The following is a 21,306-nucleotide window of genomic DNA, read 5'->3' as shown; positions in this document are numbered from 1 at the left end:
TGCCCACGGCGGGTACAGCAGCTGCGGACACACCGATGATCGACCCCGGACTGCTCCCCGAGCCGGCTGCCGCGGCCCCGTCCGAACCGACCGAGCAGCGCACGCGGTGCGCGGCCGTCTCCGAGGTGCCCGTGACGGCGGTGGTACCCGCGGCTCAGAGGACGCTCCGGTTCTCGGACGTGTGGAGCCTGACCCGAGGCGCCGGTCAGATCGTCGCCGTCATCGACACCGGCGTCGCACCACATCCCCTCCTTCCGACTCTGCGCGCGGGCGGCGACTACGTCTCGACGGGCGACGGGCTCGAGGACTGCGATGCTCACGGCACCGTCGTCGCGGGGCTCATCGCTGCTCGGCCTGCCCCGGGTTCCGGCTTCGCCGGCGGAGCGCCGGACGCCACGATCCTCTCGATTCGTCAGTCCAGTGCAGCCTTCGCCGCGACGTCCTCCGAGCGGGAGGCCGACGAGAACGGTTCCACCTCCGCGGGGTACGGCGACGTCGAGTCGATGGCCGCGGCGATTCGCACCGCTGTCGACGCGGGCGCGGACGTCGTCAACATCTCGGAGGTCGCCTGCGCGAGCGCTGGATCGTCGATGGGCGACGGCGCGCTGGGAGCTGCGGTGCAGTACGCGGCGGTGGACAAGGACGCCGTGATCGTCACTGCTGCAGGGAATCTGGACGGCCGTCGGTGCCGGACACAGAACGACCTCACCCGCGGCATTGATCGACGAGACACGGCGCTGCCGGTGACTCTCGCGTCGCCGGCGTGGTTCGACGAGTACGTCCTCACCGTGGGATCGCTGGACCCGGACGGGCGGCCGTCGTCGTTCAGCTTGAACGGGCCGTGGGTCGACGTCGCGGCTCCGGGTACCGAGGTCACTTCCCTGGGTATCACGGGTGCCGGCCTGGCCGACGGCACCCTCGACGACGAGGGACGCCGAACAGCGTTCACGGGAACGAGTTTCGCCACCCCGTTCGTCTCCGCGACGGCAGCCCTGGTGCGAGCGCGTCATCCGGAGCTGTCCGCGGCGGACGTCATCGACCGCATCGTGACGACGGCGCACTCACCGGCAGGTGACTGGGACTCGGCTGTCGGCCACGGCAGTCTGGATCCGGTCGCGGCGGTGACGGGCAGCGCGGTCGCACGGGGTGACGACGCGTCCGTACGACTGTCCCCTCGCACCACACCGCCGGTCACCGACCGTCGCGACGCACTACTCGCCCTGGCGTCCTCCGTCGGGATCCTGCTGCTCGTCTGCGGCGCACTGGCGGTACGCGCGGTGGTCCGGCGTCAGGACCCGTCGTGACCCACTCGAGCCGCATCGACGGTCAGCGCCGGACCGGGCGGCAGCAGTCCCACGACGGGCCACGGCGCCGGTGCCGGATCGCCGAGCCCGAGCGCCTGCGCGTCCTGCGTGAACGGGACGCCGAAGCGGGTCCCCGCGTCGGCGACGTAGAAGGCGGAATCGCGGCGTGGGTCGTCGGCCGCCTGCCCGGTGGTGGCGACGTACAGGCCGGACCCCGGTGCCACGAAGAAGGTGTCCAACGCATCCCCTGCACCGTCCGCCCCGGCCAGCGACACGGCGCGCGCGTCGGCCGTCGCGCCGATCGTCATCCTCGTCTCCGCACCGCGACCCGTCGACTCGTCCGGACCGACCCACTCCACGCAGGTGGCGTCGCCGCCCGTCACGATGGTCGGTGGTCGCTCCGGGAACGTGTCGACCGCCAATGGAGCAGCGGTTCTCGGAGCCCGAGCGATCACGTCGGGCGGGACGGCGTCGACACCCACCCGGCCTGCCGAATCGGAGAAGCGCAGGAGCTGCGCCGTGGCCGCTCCGATCGCCTGCACGCCGTCCTGCAGAACGACGTAGTGCTCACTGCGGTCCCCCAGATCGACCGTCACCACGGATCCGACGGGCCGACCCCCGATCGGGTACGGGGCAGCAGCGCCCGACCCGATCACCCCGGGAGTCACGATCTCCGGCGCTTCGGGCACCGCGTCGAAGAGCCCCGCGGACACCGGAGTGGGCACCGCGTCCTCCAGGCCGAGGGCTCGGGTCACCGCGGTGTTCTGCAAGTCCACCCGTGCGCGCACCTGTCCGTGCACCAGGTAGTCGACGCCGTCCCGTCGCCACACCAGCGCGTCGTCGGGGTCGAGCACGCGACGCGGTGCCACGGACTGCGTCCCCACCGGTTCGACGGTCACATCGGTCGTGCCACTGCCCGACTCCTCGCACACGGACCAGACCATCGCACCCGTCGTGACGGGAAGTGCCTGCGGGGCACCGCCGATGCCGATCGCGGCGCCTCGAGCACGTCGAGCGATCTCGTCCGGACCGACCGCGGTGGGCTCGTCCGGCCGTCCGACGAACAACCGGGCGGACGCCAGATCGGACGCGGGGTGAAGCGTGTCGTCCTCGACGACGTACAGAGCGCCGCTCTCGTCGTCCAGCACGATCACGGCATCACCGATACGTGCGGCCGGTCGGACGAAGGCGAGAGCCGCACAACCGGCGAGGATCAGGACCGCCACGACGACGCCGACCGCGGAGGCCCGCGCCGTCGATCGCAGAGGTTCGTGCCGCATCGACGTGTCGCCCAGGACCAGTGCGTGATCGAGCCGTCTCATCGAGAACCGATGCGCGCCGATCTGCCATCGCGTTGTCGGTGTTCCTGCCATCGAGATCCCCTGCCCTCGGTGCCGCTGCGACGCGGCCCGGCCCCCCGCCGGACACGCAGGACCCGATGGAGGAGTCCCGCGTGAGGGCACAGTACATCGACCACAGAGAAGGAGCCACGATGTCCGAGAGTCGCCCGGGGATGACGGCCGCACGCGACGTCGTGGTGTCGCAAGCGGTGGCGCTCGGCGTGGCCGTCGCCCTGACGACGTCGGGAGTGCCTGCGCGATGGGCGATCACGGCCGCGGTGGTCGTCATGATCGGACTCAGCCTCCCCCGGGACGGGCGTCCTGTCGTAGGTCACGTCTCGACGTGGCTGCGGCTTCTCGCGCGTCGCCCGGTACCCGCGCGCACGGTGCTGTCGTTCGACCGTCCCGGCGGTCCGATCGGAGTGGTGTGGAACGGATCCGACCTGACGATCGTCGCGGAACTCGTCGTCGAACCGGCTGCGAGCGGATGGTCGACGGTCGGCTCACGCGGCGCGACACCCGATGCGGTGGTGCCGCTCCGCGACCTCGTCGACCGACTGTCGCAGTGCACGGACGCGCCCACCCACCTGGGTGTCTCCTCCATCGGCACGCGCCCGGTTCGGGGTCGTCGCGCCGCGGACGCATACCTGTCCATGGCCGGACCACTGGCGTCGGTGGCGCGACGGCGAACCTTCCTCTCCCTCTCGACCGACGTCCACGAGGGTGCGCCGGCCGCAGCACGCCGGGGCGGAGCTGCTGCGGGGTCGGTGCAGATGCTGGCCACGACCATGGCCCGACTGCAGCACGTCATGCGCACCCATCGTCTCGTGGGCAACCTTCTCACCGCCGATCAGATTCGTGCAGCGGATCTCCTGGTGACGAGCGGGGCCCCCCTCCGTCACGTGCGTCCGCAGTGGCGCTTCGCCCGGCTCGGCGGATCGACCTGGCGCACCCGGTCGCTCCCACCGTCCGCCTGGAACGCGGCGGCGGTCGACTCGATCGGCGATCACGACGCGGACGTCACGAGTCTCGCCGTCCGGGCGACCCTCTCGACCACCACCACCGCTGCGACGGCGACGTACGGCTACCTGTCGGCCGACGTGCCGCAGCGCCGATCGATCCGGGTCGCGGGATCCAGAACGCTCGACGGCCTGCATCGACACGGTCTCGAGGACATTCTCGTGTCGTCCGCCCGGCCGGCGACGCCCACGCACCCCGTCGAGGCTGCGCAGTGGGGCACTCTCGCGTTGCCGGTCGCGGGATACGGTCAGGTCGTCGGTGTCGACTCCGACGGAACCACGGTCACCGCGCGACTGTTCGGCAGGGACGTCCACACCGTCGACGTCCACGGCGAGCTGTACGTGGTCCACCAGATCGTCTTCCGCTCCGTGGCCGTCGGCGCGGTGGTCCTGGTGATGACCGACCGACCCCATGCATGGCGCCATCTCGCCGTCGCGGTCGCGGATTCGGGCACCCTCTCGGTGGTGACTCCCGTGTCGGACGTCGAGTCCGACACCGCGGTGGATCTCGTGGTCGCCGATCATGCCGGAGACAGACCGACTCCGGTAGCAGGAACGGTGTTGCGGGTGAACCCGGCCTCGTCGACCGGCGCGACCGACATCGTGATCGACCAGTCCTCGGACGTCACCGACGAGGTGATTCTCACGATGGCGTCGCGGAGCATCACTCTGCGGCTCGTCACCACCGCGGCCGAGACCGAGGCCATCGGTCGACCGCGAGGTCTCTCGCGACCGGTCTCAGCCGTGCGGGTAGGGCTGCCCGGCGCCCTCTGACCACCACAGCAATTGATCGATCATTCGCTGTGCGCCATCGATCGCGGCACCGTCGGACGTCTCGCCGTGCGCGTCGAACGCCTTCTTCACTCGGGGAAACAGCACGGCGTCGCGCACGGAGGCCATGTGCAGCTCCGCCACCACCTGGCGCAGCTGCTCCACGGCGCGCACTCCCCCGGCCGTGCCGCCGTAGGAGACGAAACCCACCGGCTTGCCACGCCATTCGAGCTTCACCGAGTCCAATGCCAGCTTCAGCGATGCCGGGTAGCCGTGGTTGTACTCGGGAGTGACGAGCACGAAGGCGTCGCAGCCGTCCACCCAGCGGGTCAGCTCGTCGACACCGGGGCCACCCGAGAGATCCATCGGCAGAACGACATCCGCGAGGTCGAGTACTCGGGCTTCGAACCGCCCGTCCGCCGAGGCACGGCGCACGAACCACCGCGCCACCGTGGGGCCGACACGCCCCGTCCGGACCGAACCGATGATCACGCCGAGAAGAGGAGCCATGCCTGAAGAGGCTAGCCGCAGCAGGCACCGGGCAACGAGCGCGTGGCCCGGGTCGTGCGACTCCGATCGGCCAGCTCCGCATCGGCTGGATAATCGACGCGCACCAGCGACAGACCGTGAGCCGGGGCCACGGTGATCGAACTCGACCGCGCACCGGCCCCCAGCAGGCCGCGTACCCAGGTGAGGTCGCGGCGTCCTTCACCCACAGCCAGCATCGCCCCGACAAGGGAACGCACCATCGACCAGCAGAACGCGTCCGCGCTCACGTGCGCGGTGAGATCGTCTCCGTCCCGCACCCAGTCGAAGCGCTGCAGCTCTCGCACAGTGGTCGCGCCCTCACGGCGTTTGCAGAAGGCGACGAAATCGTGGAGGCCGACGAGGGTCGACGACGCGTCCTGCATCGCCGCCACGTCGAGTGTGCGGGTCCATGGCACCACGAAACCCGCTCGCAGGGGCGGAGTTCCGTAGGGCGCGGTGGACAGTCGATACGCGTAGTGGCGCCGCAGTGCGGAGAACCGGGCGTCGAAATCGTCGGACACGAACGTCACGCGCAGGACGCGGACGTCCGGCGGCAGGAAACGCGCGAGTCGCCGCACCAGCAACGACGGGTCGGGTGCGCGGTCGGGATCGCGAGGGTCGATGCGGGCCAACGCGGTTCGCGGCACGTCGACGTGCGCGACCTGCCCCTCGGCGTGCACGCCGGCATCCGTCCGCCCGGCCACGGTGAGCTCGAGTGGGGTGCCGAAGATGGCGGACAGTCGCTCTTCGAGCACACCGCACACGGTCCGTTGGTCGCGTTGTCGAGCCCAGCCGGCGAAGTTCGTTCCGTCGTAGGCGATGTCGAGACACAGTCGAACGACGTCGGAGGAGCCATGTGACAAACGGGCGAGCCCGCCACCCCCGGAAGGGGTGACGGGCTCGCCCAGAGAGTCCGAGGACACTTTTACTTCTTGTCTGCCTCATCGGCGTTGGCCGCGTGAGCGTCCTCTGCCTCGACACCCTCGATGACGGCGTCTGCATTCTCGACCTGAGCGTCGGTTGCCTCGGCCTCGACGGCCTCGACGACGTTCTGATCGGATGCAGCCTCGTCAGCGGCGGTCTCGTCGTTCGTGGCGGCAGGCGCGGCCTGCGATGCCTGGACACGACGAGCACGGTCCGCCTCGTTGGACACCGTCTGCTCGCGAACGAGCTCGATGATGGCCTGAGGAGCGTTGTCGCCCTTGCGGGGGACAGTCTTGATGATGCGGGTGTAGCCGCCTGCGCGCTCGGCGAAGTGCGGGCCGATCTCTGCGAACAGAGTGTGAACGACGTCCTTGTTGCGGATGTCCTTCATGACCTCACGACGGTGAGCCAGCGAGCCGGCCTTCGCGTGCGTGATGATCTTCTCGGCGTAGGGGCGGAGGCGCTTGGCCTTCGACTCCGTGGTGGTGATCCGTCCGTGCTCGAACAGCGCCGTGGCCAGGTTGGCGAGAATCGCCTTCTGGTGCGACGCCGATCCGCCGAGACGGCGACCCTTGGTGGGCTTGGGCATGTCAATCTCTCCTGATCAAGAGCTCGGGACGCGAGTGCGTCAGAGCTGTTCGGTCTCGGCGTAGTCCTGCTCGGCGCCGTCGGCATCGCTCACGGCGGTGTCGGTGTCGCTCCAGGTACCGGTGGCGGCGTCGTATCCGGCGACAGTGCTCGGATCGAACGTCGCGGGGCTGTCCTTGAGCGAGAGGCCGAGCGAGTGCAGCTTGACCTTGACCTCGTCGATGGACTTCTGTCCGAAGTTACGGATGTCCAGCAGATCCGACTCGGTACGGCCGACCAGCTCGCCGACGGTGTGAACACCCTCGCGCTTGAGGCAGTTGTAGGACCGGACGGTGAGGTCCAAGTCCTCGATCGGCAGACCGAAGGATGCGATGTGATCGGCCTCGGCGGGCGAGGGTCCGATCTCGATGCCTTCTGCTTCGACGTTGAGCTCACGGGCAAGCCCGAACAGCTCGACCAGGGTCTTGCCCGCCGAGGCGAGCGCGTCCCGCGCGGTGATGGAGTTCTTGGTCTCCACGTCGAGAACGAGCCGATCGAAGTCGGTGCGCTGCTCGACGCGGGTGGCCTCCACCTTGTAGGTCACCTTCAGCACGGGCGAGTAGATCGAGTCGACCGGGATACGGCCGATCTCGGCGCCCGACGCCTTGTTCTGAACAGCCGGAACGTATCCGCGGCCACGCTCGACGACGAGCTCGATCTCGAGCTTGCCCTTGTCGTTCAGGGTCGCGATGTGCAGATCCGGGTTGTTCACGGTGACGCCGGCCGGAGGAACGATGTCGCCTGCGGTGACAGTGCCGGGGCCCTGCTTGCGGACGTACATGGTGACCGGCTCGTCCTCTTCCGAGGACACGACGAGACCCTTGAGATTCAGGATGATGTCGGTGACATCCTCCTTCACACCGGGGACCGTGGTGAATTCGTGCAGAACGCCGTCGATACGGATGCTGGTGACAGCAGAGCCGGGAATCGACGAGAGAAGCGTGCGGCGAAGCGAGTTGCCGAGGGTGTACCCGAAGCCAGGCTCGAGGGGCTCGATGACGAACTTCGAGCGGTTGTCAGCGATGACCTCTTCGGTCAGCGTGGGTCGCTGAGAAATGAGCATTGATGTCCTCCTGGGAAGAGCGTCCGCTATTTGACGCTCGGGATGTGGCCTACGGCCCCGTGCGCCTTTTGCGTATCCGGAGATACGCAAGAGGCGCACGAGGCGCGAAGCGCCTTACTTCGAGTAGTACTCGACGATGAGCTGCTCGGTCAGCGGGATGTCGATCTGCGAACGCTCCGGCTCCTGGTGGACCAGGATGCGGAGACGGTTCGGAACGACCTGCAGCCAACCGGCAACGGGACGATCGCCATAGGTCTCACGGGCGATCTGGAACGGCAGCGTGCTCAGCGACTTCTCGCGGACGTCGATGATGTCGTACTGCGAGACGCGGTAGCTGGGGATGTCGACCTTCTTGTTGTTGACCAAGAAGTGGCCGTGCGTGACCAGCTGGCGTGCCTGACGACGCGTGCGAGCGAGGCCCGCACGGTAGACGACGTTGTCGAGACGCGTCTCGAGGATGCGGAGCAGGTTCTCACCCGTCTTGCCCTTGAGGCGGTTCGCTTCCTTGTAGTACAGCGAGAACTGCTTCTCCATGACGCCGTAGGTGAAGCGTGCCTTCTGCTTCTCCTGCAGCTGGAGCAGGTACTCGCTCTCCTTGATACGCGCGCGGCCGTGCTGGCCGGGCGGGTACGGGCGACGCTCGAAGGCCTGGTCGCCTCCGACGAGGTCGACGCGCAGTCGACGCGACTTGCGGGTGATGGGTCCGGTATAACGAGCCATGTTCTGTTACTTCCTTCCCGCTAGACGCGACGGCGCTTGGGCGGACGGCAGCCGTTGTGCGGCTGGGGGGTGACATCGGAGATGGTGCCGACCTCGAGGCCTGCCGCCTGGAGCGAACGGATCGCGGTCTCGCGGCCGGAGCCGGGACCCTTCACGAAGACGTCGACCTTCTTGACGCCGTGCTCCTGCGCCTTGCGCGCGGCACTCTCGGCAGCGAGCTGAGCGGCGAACGGAGTCGACTTGCGCGAGCCCTTGAAGCCCACGTGGCCCGAGGACGCCCACGAGATGACGTTGCCCGACGGGTCGGTGATCGACACGATCGTGTTGTTGAACGTGCTCTTGATGTGAGCGCTGCCGTGCGGGACGTTCTTCTTGTCCCTGCGGCGCGTCTTCTGGGTCTTCTTCGGACCGGAGGTGCGTGACTTCGGGGGCATTACTTCGCCTTCTTCTTGCCGGCAATGGTGCGCTTCGGTCCCTTGCGGGTGCGCGCATTGGTCTTCGTGCGCTGTCCACGGACGGGCAGACCACGACGGTGGCGAAGGCCCTGGTAGCAGCCGATCTCGATCTTGCGACGGATGTCGGCCTGCACCTCGCGGCGCAGGTCGCCCTCGACCTTGAGCGACTCCTCGATGTACTCGCGGAGCTTGGTCAGGTCCTCGTCGGTGAGGTCCTTGCTCCGGAGGTCGGGGCTGACGCCCGTGGCGGAGAGAATCTCCTGCGAACGGGTACGGCCGATGCCGTAGATGTAGGTGAGTGCGATCTCCATGCGCTTCTCGCGCGGAAGATCCACACCGGCTAGACGTGCCATGTGGCGTTTTCCTTCATTCGTGCGGAGGTCTGCTCCCAGTCCGTCCCCATACATGTGGTGCTCGGGGCCCCGGCCTCCGCGGCCGGGGGTGTACTACCCGCGTGTGGGCAGCTGGTGCTGGGAGGTCTTCTTCTGGCATGTGGAGCCAAGTAGATCTTCGAGAGGGGGTTGATCAGCCCTGACGCTGCTTGTGGCGCAGGTTGTCGCAGATCACCATGACCCGGCCGTTACGGCGGATCACTTTGCACTTCTCGCAGATCGGCTTGACGCTCGGCTTGACCTTCACGTCTGTTCGATCTCCTGGTCGCGTCCGAGAGTCACGCGCGAACGCGTCGAACCTCGGACATGGTTGATCCCCGGCTCACGAGGAACCGGGGACTCTTGACTACTTGTAGCGGTAGACGATTCGCCCGCGTGTGAGGTCGTAGGGAGACAGCTCGACCACGACGCGATCCTCGGGGAGGATGCGGATGTAGTGCTGCCGCATCTTGCCGCTGATGTGGGCGAGCACCTTGTGACCGTTCTCCAGCTCGATGCGAAACATCGCATTGGGCAGGGGTTCGACTACTCGGCCCTCGACCTCGATTGCGCCGTCCTTCTTTGCCATGTCCTCCGCGATCCTGGCTTGTCACACCTGATTGACTCGTAACCACACTTCGTGCAGGCACGCGTGAACGCACCGACGTTCCATGTTACCGGGTCGGAGCGAGCAGGCCAAACCAGCCGTCCACAGGCGCGGAGCACCCTCAGCCCGAATGGCCCCGATAGGTGCCGAAGGACCAGTGCACTCCCTCGGGATCGAGGCAGGTGAAACCCTGGCCGCCGTAGTCCTCGTCGCGCAGGGGTTCCACGATACGGGCGCCGGCCTCGCGCGCGCGATCGTGCAGTCGCGTCAGTTCGTCCTGTCCCACGGCAACGTAGACGGCGCCGACTCCGGGCGGCAGGCCCGCGATGGTGCTGTCCGGTCGCACGGAGCCGAGCATGACGGCTCCGCCGCCCGGGCGGACGAGCTCGGCGTGGTCGATGCGCTCCCCCTCGCCGTACACGGCGGCCTCGGTGAAGCCGAGGACGTCGACGAGGAAGGCGATCGCGGCACGCGCGTCGTCGTAGCGGAGTGCGGGCCAGACGACGGTCGGGGTGGTCTCGGTGTGCTGTGTCTCGGTCATGCCGTCGATCCTGTCGCCGCGGAGGTGCGCTCGTCTTGTACGGATGCGAACACCTCGTTCGCACGCCACACGGAGGGAGCCGACCCCGCCAGCGCGCGCCAGTCCCGCGCCATGTGCGCCTGGTCGAAGTAGCCGCAGACCGACGCCACCTCGGCGAGCCGGGGCGGATCGGCCACCCGCAACATCGCATGGGCCCGGGCGAACCGCCCCAACCGGACCGCGTCCCGCGGTGTGACCGCGTACTCGGAGGCGAACCCGGTCTCGAGTCGTCGCCGGCTCCACCCGACCTCCGCGGCGACCTGCTCGACCGACATCGCGGTGGGTCCGGTGGTCCGTGCCCACGCCCGCTCCAGCCGGGCATCCGGCTGCGGGGCCCGGCCCAGTCGCGCGCACAGCGTGCGGTCCAGCAGCGCGAACACCGCACGCCACTCGGTCGCTGCGTGCACGCCGTCGAGAAGCCGAGAGGCATCGCGCCCGAGCAGGTCCTGCAACGGCACGATGTACTGGCGCAACTCGGCGGGCGGGACGTGGAGCAGCGCGCGGCACCCCGCAGGCGTCAGCGTGATCTGGACACCGTGCTGCTCGCCGTCGTGCTCGATCACGACGGGTTCGGTCCCCAGACCCGATGCGAGGGCACCGAACTCCCCCGGCCGCTGGTCCGCCATCGCGGTGCGGGAGATCGTGAGCGGTGGCCCGATCGGCAGAATGATCGTCAGGTCGACGGACGGCATGCCGACGTGCGAGCCCGGCGCGAATCCGGAGAGGCGGTACCCCTCGTAGCGACGCACGAGGCCGCGGAGGGGCCGCGACGGTACCGCGGTCGCGCCGTCCGACACGGCTGTCATGGGCACACGGTAGAACGGTACGAGCGAGGCCGCACGGCATTCGTGCACACGCTGCGGACGAGGAGGACCGATCGATGGCCGAGGATCCAGGACGCGTCGAGAAGGCGTTGGTGTCGATCCTCGACAACGGGAGCCGACTGCAGGGCCCCGCCGTCGAGAAGTACGTCTGGCGAATCCGCCGGGCGCACCCCACCGAGTCGCCCGCGCAGATCATCGGTCGCCTGGAGAAGACGTTCCTGAACGCCGTGACGGGAAGCGGCGGGGCTGCCGGCGCCACCGCCGCGGTGCCCGGCATCGGCACCGTCGCATCGGTCGCTGCCGTCGGCACCGAGACGGCCTTCTTCGTCGAGGCCTCCGCACTGCTCACCCTGTCGGTGGCCGCCGTCCACGGCATCGCCGTGCACGACCACGAACAGCGACGTGCGTTGGTGCTGGCGGTCGCTCTCGGCGAGTCCGGCCGGGAGATCGTCGGCAAGACACTGGGCCGCGGCAACGTGGGCCGCGTGCTCACCGCCGGGATCCCCGGCGCGAACCTCGGCAGTCTGAACAAGCGGCTCGTCCGCAAGTTCGTCGCCAAGTACGCCGCGAGGCGTGGGGCGGTCATGCTCGGCACGCTGCTGCCCGCAGGCATCGGAGCCGTCATCGGCGGTGCCGGCAACCGCGCGTTGGGCAAGGGCGTCATCACCAATGCACGCGACGCCTTCGGGCCCCCGCCGGCGCGGTGGCAGGACGCACCGGGCGTCGTCGAGCCGGACGCCTGACACGTGCACGTCACCACCGAGACGAGCCCCGGACACGCGCTCGAGGCGCGTGACCTCACCAAGACGTACGGCACCGCGGTCGCCGCCTCGCGGATCGGATTCGTCGTACCGCGCGGATCCGTGACCGGGTTGTTCGGACCCGTCGGTTCCGGCACGTCGACCACACTGAGAATGCTCCTCGGGCTCGTGCAGCCCGACGAGGGTGCGGCGCTGGTGGAGGGCGTGCCGTACGCGGCACTCGTCGAGCCGGGCCGCACCGTCGGCGCTGTGCTGGGCGGCGGCGCGCACCCCCGCCGGACGGCGCGAGCTCACCTGCGCACTCTCGCGCCCGTCCTCGGTGTCGCCGACTCTCGCGTGGAGGAGGTGCTCGCACTCGTCGGTCTACACGACGTCGCCGGTCGCCGCGTCGGCGAGTTCTCTCTCGGGATGCGGCAACGCCTCGCGCTCGCGGCGGCGCTGCTCGGCACACCCCGCATCCTCGTGCTGGACGAGCCGACCGACGGTCTCGACCCCGGCGGCATCGTGTGGCTCCGCGACTTCCTGCGCGGATTCGCTCGTGCGGGCGGCTCCGTTCTGGTGTCCGGCCACGTCGTTCGCGAGCTCGAGGGGATCGTCGATCACGTGGTGATCCTCGACCGCGGCTCGGTCGTCTTCCACGGCAGCATCGGCGAGCTCCGTGGTACCCGTCCCACCCGCATCCTGGTGCACAGTTCCAACCCCGCCGCCCTCGCTCTGGGGTTGGCCGCGTCCGGCCACACCGACGCCGTGCTGGGTCCCGACGGCCGACTCGCCGTCACCGGCGTCGGCGAGACCGTGATCCGGTCGACGGCGCACGCGTCCGGGGTGACCGTCCACGGAACCGTGGTGTCCGCCGTGGACCTCGAACAGATCTATCTGTCCCTCGCGACCCCGGTCGGTCCGCATCCCGCCCTCACCGGAGCTCGGCGATGAGCCCCACGGCAGGCGGTCTGCTCCGATCGGAGATCCGCCGGGTCGGATCGTTGCGGTCGTGGTGGGCGCTGGGTCTGCCGCCCGTCCTGATCGGCGGATTCGCCAGCGCCGTGTACGCCGCCATCGCGTCGTCGGACGCGCTCACCGGCGTCGACGACGCGAACCGCGTCGCTGCTCTCATCGGGTTGTACGTCACCGTGGGCGTGTCGGTGCTGTTCGCCGCCGTGTTCGGCGCGGTGCACGCCGCCACCGACCTGCGCCACGGCGCCGCGTCCACGACCTTCCTCGCCGCGCCGCGTCGCGGTCAGGTGGTGGCCGCCAGGATTCTCGTCTCGGCCGCCGTCGGTGCGGCGTACGCCGTGGTGTCCGTCCTCGTCAGCGTGGCGTCGCTCGCACTGTTCGGGGGCAACGCAGTGGTGGACGACGGACTGTTGATCGCGATCTGTCTCCTCGGCATCGTGGTCTCCGCGCTGTGGTGCGTCCTCGGCTGCGGCCTCGGGCTGCTCACCGGCTCCCCCGCCATCGCGGCGATCGTCGTGGTCGCGTGGCTACCGATCGGTGAGCTCGTCGTGATCGCGGTGCTCAGCGGGATCGGCGCGGACGCGGTCGCCGCCCTGCTCCCCGGAGCCACCACCGTCGCCGTCCTGGCGGCGGACAGGGGGACGAACGGCGACATGCTGCTCCCGTTCTCCGCAGCCGTCATCGGACTGCTGCTGTGGACCATCGGCATCGCCGGAGCCGGGTGGCTGCGCACCACTCGCCGAGACGTGTCGTGAGCACTCCCGATTCGCGAGGGTGGATCCGCAGGCTGGCGTCGGACTGCTTCGCGCATCGCCGCGTCGCGGTGGGCGCACTCGCGGTGACCTTCGTGGCCGCGGCCATCGACATCATGTTCCCCCTCCTCACCCGCGCCGCCGTCGACGGCGCATCCGCCAGTCGGACCGACGACATCGCCACCATCGCCGCGGCCATCGCCGGACTGGCCGTCGTCCGCTTCGCGTGCCAGTTCGGGCGGCGCCTCCTCGCCGGCGCTCTGTCCATCGACGTGCAACACGGACTGCGCCAACGCCTGCTCGCGTCGCTGCACCGCCTCGACGGAGAGCGGCAGGACGAGGTACAGGTCGGTCAGGTGGTGTCGCGATCCATCACCGATCTGCAGCTCGTTCAGGGTCTGCTCGCCATGGTCCCGTTGTCGGCGGGCGCCCTGCTGCAGTTCGTGCTGGCTCTCGGGGTGATGGCGTATCTGTCGCCGTTGCTCACCCTGGTGGCGCTTGCCGTCGTGCCGGCCATCAGCGTGCTGGTGGTCCGCATGCGCCCCACCCTGTACGCGGCCACCTGGTCGGCCCAGCAGCAGGCCGCGGAGCTGGCCGGGCACGTGGAGGAGACGGTCACCGGCGTGCGCGTCGTCAAGGGCTTCGGCCAGGAATCGCGTGCCGTGGACACGCTCGAGCGCATCGGTCGCCGGCTGTACGCCGAGCGCCTGCGCGCCGCCGTCGTGAACTCCCGATTCGCCCCCGGCATGGCGGCGCTGCCGCAGCTCGGTCTGGTGGGTGTGGTGGCCCTGGGCGGGTGGCTGGCTCTGTCCGGTTCCATCACCGTCGGCACGTTCCTGGCCTTCGCGAGTTATGTCGCCACGATGGCCGCCGTGACCCGGACGCTCACGTCCGTCGTGGTCATGGCCCAGCTGTCCCGTGCCGCGGTCGAGCGGGTGTACGGCGTCATCGACACCCGGCCGGCGCACGAGGAACCCGAGAATCCGGTGCCGATCCCGGACGGACCACTGGGGCTGCGTCTGCGCGACGTCCGCTTCGGTTTCGACCCCGACGCCCCCGTGCTGGACGGACTCGACCTCACCGTCACTCCGGGCGAGACGGTGGCGGTGGTGGGCCCTTCCGGTAGCGGCAAGTCGACCCTGTCCATGCTCCTGCCGCGGTTCTACCGACCGTCGTCGGGCAGCATCGTGCTCACCTCCGAGGACGGCGACGTCGACATCGCCGACCTGTCCGCCGACGACCTCCGCGCGGCGGTGTCGGTCGCGTTCGACGATCCGTTCCTGTTCTCCTCCAGCGTCGCGCGCAACATCGCCCTCGGTGCCCCCGACGCGTCGGAGGCGCGTGTCCGCGACGCGGCCACGCGCGCCATGGCCGACGACTTCGTCCGCAACCTGTCCGACGGATACGACACCACGGTGGGTGAGCGCGGTCTCTCGCTGTCCGGTGGCCAACGCCAACGCATCGCGCTCGCGCGGGTCCTGCTGTCCTCCCCGCGTGTCCTGGTCCTCGACGACGCCACCTCGGCCGTCGATGCCCGCACGGAGGCGGCGATCTTCGACCGACTGCGTTCCGGTCCACGCCGGACGACGGTGGTGCTCGCACACCGCCGGTCGACGCTGGCGCTGGCCGATCGTGTCGCGGTCCTGGACCGGGGGCGCATCGTCGACATCGGCACCGAGGCCGAACTCGACGAGCGGTGTCCCCTGTTCCGCGCCTTGATGTCCGGCGCCGGCGAGAAGTCCGAACCGGCGCAGGACGACGCGCCCGCCGGCCCCCTGTGGCCGGACGACGGCGACTCCACCGAGTTCGCGTCGTCGCCCGCCTCCCGTGCGAGCGCGGACGGCGCCGCTGCCGGCGGCCCTCCCGGCCCTGGCGGTCACATGGCGTCGTCACTCGGCGGCGCCGTGCCCACCGAGGCGATGACCGAGATCGTGACCCGCCTCGCTCCGGCCGACGAGGACCCGCGTGTCGACGTCGCAGCGGCTCGGCGGGACGAGTCGACGTTCACCCTGCGGCGCACCCTCGCTCCCGTCGCCGGACTGCTCGCGGTGGTCATGGTCTGCCTGGCGTTCGACTCGGCCGTCACCATCGCCTTCCCGTCGATCGTGCGGTTCGCCGTCGATCACGGTGTCGCCGAGAGGTCCACCGGAATCCTCGCGGCGGTGTCGGGCATCGCGCTGGCGCTGGTGATCGTCGACTGGCTCGTGGTCCGCACCATGACGGTGGTGACCGCGCGCGCCGGCGAGCGCGTGCTGTTCGGGCTCCGCGTCCGCAGCTACGCGCACCTGCAGCGCCTCGGCCTCGACTACTACGAGCGAGAACTGTCCGGCAGGATCATGACGCGTATGACGACCGACGTGGACGCCTTGTCGGCGTTCATGCAGACAGGTCTCTCGACGGCCGTCGTCAGCCTCCTGACCATCGTCGGCGTGTCGGCCGCGTTGATTCTCACCGACGGCGTCCTCGCCGCGGTGGCCCTGTCGGTCGTCCCGATCCACGTGGTGGCGACGCTGGTGTTCCGTCGCATCTCCGCTCGCGCGTACTCGACGTCACGCGAGCGCATCTCGGCCGTCAACGCGGAGTTCCAGGAGAACGTCACCGGGCTACGGGTCACACAGGCGTACCGGCATCAGCCGGCCGCGGCACGCTCCTTCCTCGCCCGCTCCGAGTCGTACCGCCGCAGCCGGATGCGGTCGCAACGGGCCATCTCGGTCTTCTTCCCGTTCATCGCGTTCCTGTCGGACCTCGCCCTCGCCGCCGTGGTCCTCGTCGGTGCGTACCGCGTGGCCGACGGTCGCACCTCGGCCGGCGCTCTCGTTGCTTTCGTGCTGTACCTGGGCCTGCTCTTCGGTCCCATCCAGCAGTTGTCCCAGGTGTTCGACGGCTATCAGCAAGCGTCCGTGGGTCTCACCCGCATCGGTGATCTGTTGCGCACCCGCAGCTCGATCGAGCAGGCCGGGTCGTCCACACCGGTCGCGGTCCCACCGCGACTGCGCGGCGACATCGCGCTGAAGGACGTCACCTTCCGCTACGCCGGGGCCCCTCGTGATGCGCTGACGTCGGTCGATCTGCACGTTCCCTCGGGATCGACGGTGGCGCTGGTGGGCCGCACCGGCGCCGGCAAGTCGACCATCGTGAAACTGATGGCGCGGTTCTACGACCCGACCACCGGGGACGTGGTCGTGGACGGCGTGCCGGTACGGTCCTACCCGCTCGGCGACTACCGCCGACGTCTGGGAGTCGTTCCGCAGGAGGCCCACCTCTTCAGCGGCACCATCGCCTCCAACATCGCCTTCGGGCGTCCGGACGCGACGCGCGCCGACATCGAGAGCGCGGCCCGCGCCGTGGGGGCACTGCCCGCCATCGCCGCACTCCCCCTCGGCATGGCCACGCCCGTCGGAGAACGCGGCCGAGGCCTCGCGGCGGGAACCCGGCAGTTGCTGGCGCTGGCGCGCGCCGAGCTGGTCGATCCGGACATCCTGTTGCTCGACGAGGCGACAGCGACCCTGGACCCGGCGACGGAACGAGCCGTCCTGGACGCCGGCCGCACCGTGACCACCCGTCGGACATCGGTGATCGTGGCGCACCGCCTCGCGACCGCCGCGCGGGCCGATCTGGTCGTGGTGGTCGACGACGGACGCATCGTGGAGAGCGGAACTCACGAGAATCTGGTGCGCTCGGACGGTTTCTACGCCGAACTGTGGGAAACCACGGAGGGACGCACGACGGCTGCGAGTAGCACGGGTCACACATCCGGCGACGGCACGACCACGCCACACACCGGTGAAGCCGATCACAAGGGTGATCCGGACACACGGCCGCGGACCGAAAGGTCTAACCTTGATCGTGCCGTGCGCTGAGCGAGAACGAAGAAGGAAACGAGGCGAACACCTGCCGTGAGCAGCAGCTCTACAACACAGTTCGGACAGAATCAGTGGTTGGTCGACGAAATGTACCAGCGTTTCAAGACCGATCCGTCGTCGGTCGACGAGAGCTGGCACGAGTTCCTCGCCGACTACACGCCCGAGCAGAACGGTAGCGGCGATCCCGCCACCGACACCGAGACCACCACAGCCGCACCCGCTTCGGCGAAGGGCGCGAGCGACAAGTCCGCTGCGCCGGAGGCGGACAAGTCCGCTGCGCCGAAGACCGAGAAGGCTGCTGCGCCGGAGGCCGACAAGCCTGCCGCAGCGAAGTCCGACAAGCCTGCACCGAAGGCGGAGACCAAGCCCGTGACCACAGCTGCCCCCGCGAAGTCGACCGCCGCCGCCGGGCCGGCCGAGAAGAAGTCCGCCGCCGTGCCGCCTGCACAGCCGGAGTCGGACACGCCGAAGGAGGACACGACCAAGGTGCTCCGCGGCGCCTCGGCCGCGGTCGCCAAGAACATGGCCGCCTCGCTGCAGATCCCGACGGCCACCAGCGTGCGCGCCATCCCCGCGAAGCTGATGATCGACAACCGCCTCGTGATCAACAACCACCTCGCGCGCACCCGCGGCGGCAAGATCTCGTTCACCCATCTCCTGGGCTATGCCATCGTGCAGGCGGTCAAGTCGTTCCCCAACATGAATCGGCACTTCGCCGAGATCGACGGCAAGCCGAACGCCGTCACCCCCGCGCACACCAACCTCGGCCTCGCGATCGACCTGCCGGGCAAGGACGGCTCGCGGTCTCTCGTCGTCGCCGCGATCAAGGGCTGCGAGGAGTTCACGTTCAACCAGTTCCACACCGCCTACGAGGACATCGTTCGTCGTGCGCGCGACGGCAAGCTCACGGCCGCCGATTTCAGCGGCGTCACGATCTCGCTGACCAACCCGGGCACCATCGGCACCGTGCACTCGGTTCCGCGTCTGATGAACGGTCAGGGCACCATCGTCGGCGCCGGCGCCATGGAGTACCCGGCCGAGTTCCAGGGCTCGAGCGAAGAGCGCATCGCCGAGATGGGCGTCGGCAAGCTCATGACGCTCACCTCGACGTACGACCATCGCCTCATCCAGGGTGCGGAGTCGGGCGACTTCCTGCGCACGATCCACAACCTGCTGATCAGCGACGAGTTCTACGACCAGATCTTCCACGGTCTGGCCATCCCGTACGAGCCGATCCGGTGGCGGCGCGACCTGCCCACGGGCGGCGTCGACAAGAACACGCGCGTCCTCGAGCTCATCGCGGCGTACCGCAACCGTGGCCACCTCATGGCCGACACGGACCCGTTGATGTTCACCAAGGACAAGTTCCGGATGCACCCGGACCTCGACGTGATCAGCCACGACCTGACGCTGTGGGACCTCGACCGCGAGTTCCAGGTCGGCGGCTTCCACGGCGAGGACAAGATGAAGCTGCGCGACGTGCTCAGCGTGCTGCGAGACTCCTACTGCCGTCACGCCGCCATCGAGTACACGCACATCCTCGAGACCGATCAGGTCGCCTGGCTCCAGGAGCGGGTCGAGGCCAAGCACGTCAAGCCGACGGTCGCACAGCAGAAGTACATCCTCAGCAAGCTCAACGCCGCCGAGGCCTTCGAGACGTTCCTGCAGACGAAGTACGTCGGTCAGAAGCGCTTCTCGCTCGAGGGCGCGGAGTCCGTCATCCCGATGATGGACTCGGTCATCGACCAGTCCGCGGAGCACGCCCTCGACGAGGTCGTCATCGGCATGCCGCACCGCGGTCGCCTGAACGTGCTCGCCAACATCGTGGGCAAGCCGTACTCGAAGATCTTCACCGAGTTCGAGGGCAACATGAACCCCGCTGCCGCACACGGCTCGGGTGACGTGAAGTACCACCTCGGAGCCGAGGGCAACTACATCCAGATGTTCGGCGAGAACGACATCAAGGTGTCGCTCACGGCCAACCCCTCGCACCTCGAGGCGGTCGACCCGGTCCTCGAGGGCCTGGTCCGCGCCAAGCAGGACATGCTGAACAAGGGCGACTCGTCCGACGGCTTCTCCGTCCTGCCGCTCATGCTGCACGGCGACGCGGCCTTCGCAGGCCAGGGCGTGGTGGCGGAGACGCTCAACCTCGCACTGCTGCGCGGGTACCGCACCGGCGGCACCGTGCACATCGTCGTCAACAACCAGGTCGGGTTCACGACGGCACCGGAGCACTCGCGCTCCAGCGAGTACTGCACCGACGTCGCGAAGATGATCGGCGCGCCGATCTTCCACGTGAACGGCGACGACCCGGAGGCGTGCGCCTGGGTGGCCCGACTGGCGGTCGACTTCCGTCAGAAGTTTCACAAGGACGTCGTCATCGACATGATCTGCTACCGCCGTCGCGGCCACAACGAGGGTGACGATCCCTCGATGACGCAGCCGGCGATGTACGACGTGATCGACACCAAGCGCAGCGTCCGCAAGAGCTACACCGAGTCGCTCATCGGTCGTGGCGACATCAGCCTCAAGGAGGCCGAGGACGCACTCCGCGACTACCAGGGGCAGCTCGAACGCGTCTTCAACGAGGTGCGCGAACTCGAGAAGTACACCCCGGAGCCCAGCGAGTCGGTCGAGCTCGACCAGCAGCTGCCCGCCAAGCTCACCACCGCGGTGGACAAGTCGGTCCTGCACCGCATCGGCGACGCGTTTGTCAACGTTCCGGACGGCTTCACCGTGCACCCGCGCGTGCAGCCCGTCCTCGACAAGCGTCGCGAGATGGCCTACGAGGGCAAGGTCGACTGGGCGTTCGGCGAGCTGCTCGCACTCGGCACGCTCATCGACGAGGGCAAGCTCGTGCGTATGTCCGGCCAGGACACCCGCCGCGGCACGTTCACGCAGCGCCACTCGGTCATCATCGACCGCAAGACCGGCGAGGAGTACACGCCGCTGCACAACCTGGGCAGCGACGATCCGGGCAAGTTCCTGGTCTACGACTCCGCGCTGAGCGAGTACGCGGCGGTCGGCTTCGAGTACGGCTACTCCGTGGGCAACCCGGACGCTCTCGTGCTCTGGGAAGCGCAGTTCGGCGACTTCGTCAACGGCGCGCAGTCGATCATCGACGAGTTCATCTCGTCCGGTGAGGCCAAGTGGGGCCAGCTGTCCGACGTCGTGTTGCTTCTGCCGCACGGCCACGAGGGCCAGGGCCCCGACCACACCTCGGGACGCATCGAGCGGTTCCTGCAGCTGTGCGCCGAGGGATCGATGACGGTCGCGGTGCCGTCCACACCGGCGAACTACTTCCACCTGCTGCGTCGTCACGCACGTGACGGCATCCAGCGGCCCCTGGTCGTGTTCACGCCGAAGTCGATGCTGCGCAACAAGGCTGCGGTCAGCAACATCGAGGACTTCACCGACGGCAAGTTCCACTCCGTGTTCGACGAGCCGACGTACGACTCGGGCGACGGCGACCGCAAGAAGGTCGAGCGGGTGCTCATGGTCAGCGGCAAGCTGTACTACGAGCTGCTCGCCTTCAAGCAGAAGAACAAGCGGGACGACGTCGCCATCGTGCGGGTCGAGCAGCTCTACCCGATCCCGAGCCGCCGCATCGCGGAGGCGCTGGACGGCTACCCGAACGCCACCGAGTACCGGTGGGTCCAGGAGGAGCCGGCCAACCAGGGTGCCTGGCCGACGTTCGGTCTCGCGTTCCCGGAGCTGCTGCCCGAGCGTCTGTCCGGCATCAAGCGCGTCTCGCGGCGTCCGATGTCCGCACCGTCGTCGGGTTCGAGCAAGGTCCACGCGGTCGAGCAGGCCGAGATCATCGACACGGCCTTCAACGGGTAG

At 69.0% G+C, this 21,306-nt stretch carries 19 protein-coding genes; 7 read left to right on the top strand and 12 right to left on the bottom strand.

Annotation, left to right across the window (positions count from 1 at the left end; genetic code table 11):
• Nucleotides 1–35 precede the first annotated feature (35 nt).
• Nucleotides 36–1,304 (top strand): type VII secretion-associated serine protease mycosin, encoded by a 1,269-nt coding sequence (gene mycP, locus JOE30_RS11820; RefSeq protein ID WP_204866865.1) that lies wholly within the window; start codon nt 36–38, stop codon nt 1,302–1,304.
• On the opposite strand, the gene eccB is transcribed toward mycP, so the two are convergent.
• Complete coding sequence (gene eccB / locus JOE30_RS11815) at nt 1,289–2,677, bottom strand: type VII secretion protein EccB (protein ID WP_275581298.1); 1,389 nt, start codon at nt 2,675–2,677, stop codon at nt 1,289–1,291. The two genes, mycP and eccB, sit on opposite strands and share 16 nt — an antisense overlap.
• A gap of 119 nt (nt 2,678–2,796) precedes the next feature.
• Between eccB and JOE30_RS11810 the strand changes: the two genes are divergently transcribed.
• Nucleotides 2,797–4,437, top strand: coding sequence for a type VII secretion protein EccE (locus JOE30_RS11810; protein ID WP_204866861.1), 1,641 nt, complete (start codon nt 2,797–2,799; stop codon nt 4,435–4,437).
• On the opposite strand, the gene JOE30_RS11805 is transcribed toward JOE30_RS11810, so the two are convergent.
• The 11 genes from JOE30_RS11805 to JOE30_RS11755 all read right to left on the bottom strand — a co-directional run bounded on the left by JOE30_RS11805 (nt 4,402) and on the right by JOE30_RS11755 (nt 11,115).
• On the bottom strand, nt 4,402–4,944 hold the full coding sequence (locus JOE30_RS11805; RefSeq protein WP_204866859.1) for an NADPH-dependent FMN reductase: 543 nt from the start codon (nt 4,942–4,944) through the stop codon (nt 4,402–4,404). The two genes, JOE30_RS11810 and JOE30_RS11805, sit on opposite strands and share 36 nt — an antisense overlap.
• Nucleotides 4,945–4,955: 11 nt before the next feature.
• Nucleotides 4,956–5,795 carry a tRNA pseudouridine(38-40) synthase TruA gene (gene truA, locus JOE30_RS11800; protein WP_204870307.1) on the bottom strand — a complete coding sequence of 280 codons (840 nt, stop codon included), beginning with the start codon at nt 5,793–5,795 and terminating at the stop codon, nt 4,956–4,958.
• A 92-nt stretch (nt 5,796–5,887) separates the two neighbouring features.
• On the bottom strand, nt 5,888–6,475 hold the full coding sequence (gene rplQ, locus JOE30_RS11795; protein ID WP_027503821.1) for a 50S ribosomal protein L17: 588 nt from the start codon (nt 6,473–6,475) through the stop codon (nt 5,888–5,890).
• A gap of 39 nt (nt 6,476–6,514) precedes the next feature.
• The gene (locus tag JOE30_RS11790) at nt 6,515–7,576 is read right to left on the bottom strand and encodes a DNA-directed RNA polymerase subunit alpha (protein WP_204866857.1); all 1,062 of its coding nucleotides are present in this window, start codon (nt 7,574–7,576) and stop codon (nt 6,515–6,517) included.
• A gap of 114 nt (nt 7,577–7,690) precedes the next feature.
• Nucleotides 7,691–8,296 carry a 30S ribosomal protein S4 gene (gene rpsD, locus JOE30_RS11785; RefSeq protein WP_027503823.1) on the bottom strand — a complete coding sequence of 202 codons (606 nt, stop codon included), beginning with the start codon at nt 8,294–8,296 and terminating at the stop codon, nt 7,691–7,693.
• Nucleotides 8,297–8,316: 20 nt separating this feature from the next.
• Nucleotides 8,317–8,730, bottom strand: coding sequence for a 30S ribosomal protein S11 (gene rpsK / locus JOE30_RS11780; RefSeq protein WP_027503824.1), 414 nt, complete (start codon nt 8,728–8,730; stop codon nt 8,317–8,319).
• Complete coding sequence (gene rpsM, locus JOE30_RS11775; RefSeq protein ID WP_027503825.1) at nt 8,730–9,104, bottom strand: 30S ribosomal protein S13; 375 nt, start codon at nt 9,102–9,104, stop codon at nt 8,730–8,732. The genes rpsK and rpsM overlap by 1 nt, the downstream gene beginning before the upstream one ends.
• A gap of 172 nt (nt 9,105–9,276) precedes the next feature.
• Nucleotides 9,277–9,390, bottom strand: a complete 114-nt coding sequence (rpmJ, locus tag JOE30_RS11770; protein ID WP_009679193.1) for a 50S ribosomal protein L36 — start codon at nt 9,388–9,390, stop codon at nt 9,277–9,279.
• Between the two features lie 99 nt (nt 9,391–9,489).
• Nucleotides 9,490–9,711 (bottom strand): translation initiation factor IF-1, encoded by a 222-nt coding sequence (gene infA / locus JOE30_RS11765; protein ID WP_005140011.1) that lies wholly within the window; start codon nt 9,709–9,711, stop codon nt 9,490–9,492.
• Nucleotides 9,712–9,850: 139 nt separating this feature from the next.
• Complete coding sequence (locus tag JOE30_RS11760) at nt 9,851–10,270, bottom strand: VOC family protein (protein WP_204866856.1); 420 nt, start codon at nt 10,268–10,270, stop codon at nt 9,851–9,853.
• Complete coding sequence (locus JOE30_RS11755) at nt 10,267–11,115, bottom strand: AraC family transcriptional regulator (RefSeq protein ID WP_204866855.1); 849 nt, start codon at nt 11,113–11,115, stop codon at nt 10,267–10,269. The genes JOE30_RS11760 and JOE30_RS11755 overlap by 4 nt, the downstream gene beginning before the upstream one ends.
• Nucleotides 11,116–11,189: 74 nt before the next feature.
• On the opposite strand from JOE30_RS11755, the gene JOE30_RS11750 reads away from it, so the two are divergent.
• From JOE30_RS11750 to JOE30_RS11730, 5 genes are read left to right on the top strand one after another with little or no spacing between them, the layout of a single operon-like run.
• A complete protein-coding gene (locus JOE30_RS11750) occupies nt 11,190–11,876 on the top strand; it encodes a hypothetical protein (protein WP_204866854.1) in 687 nt (228 codons plus the stop codon).
• Nucleotides 11,877–11,879: 3 nt separating this feature from the next.
• Nucleotides 11,880–12,827 (top strand): ATP-binding cassette domain-containing protein, encoded by a 948-nt coding sequence (locus tag JOE30_RS11745; RefSeq protein WP_204866853.1) that lies wholly within the window; start codon nt 11,880–11,882, stop codon nt 12,825–12,827.
• The gene (locus tag JOE30_RS11740; RefSeq protein ID WP_204866852.1) at nt 12,824–13,603 is read left to right on the top strand and encodes a hypothetical protein; all 780 of its coding nucleotides are present in this window, start codon (nt 12,824–12,826) and stop codon (nt 13,601–13,603) included. The genes JOE30_RS11745 and JOE30_RS11740 overlap by 4 nt, the downstream gene beginning before the upstream one ends.
• Complete coding sequence (locus JOE30_RS11735) at nt 13,600–17,460, top strand: ABC transporter ATP-binding protein (RefSeq protein WP_204866851.1); 3,861 nt, start codon at nt 13,600–13,602, stop codon at nt 17,458–17,460. The genes JOE30_RS11740 and JOE30_RS11735 overlap by 4 nt, the downstream gene beginning before the upstream one ends.
• Before the next feature lie 36 nt (nt 17,461–17,496).
• Nucleotides 17,497–21,306: a multifunctional oxoglutarate decarboxylase/oxoglutarate dehydrogenase thiamine pyrophosphate-binding subunit/dihydrolipoyllysine-residue succinyltransferase subunit gene (locus JOE30_RS11730; protein WP_204866850.1), complete on the top strand. Its 3,810-nt coding sequence runs from the start codon at nt 17,497–17,499 to the stop codon at nt 21,304–21,306.

It is taken from the genome of Rhodococcus sp. PvP016, assembly GCF_017832185.1.
Taxonomy (GTDB): Bacteria; Actinomycetota; Actinomycetes; order Mycobacteriales; family Mycobacteriaceae; genus Rhodococcoides.
Note: the sequence above shows the minus strand (reverse complement) of the source record. Positions and strands in the feature narration are given on the sequence as shown.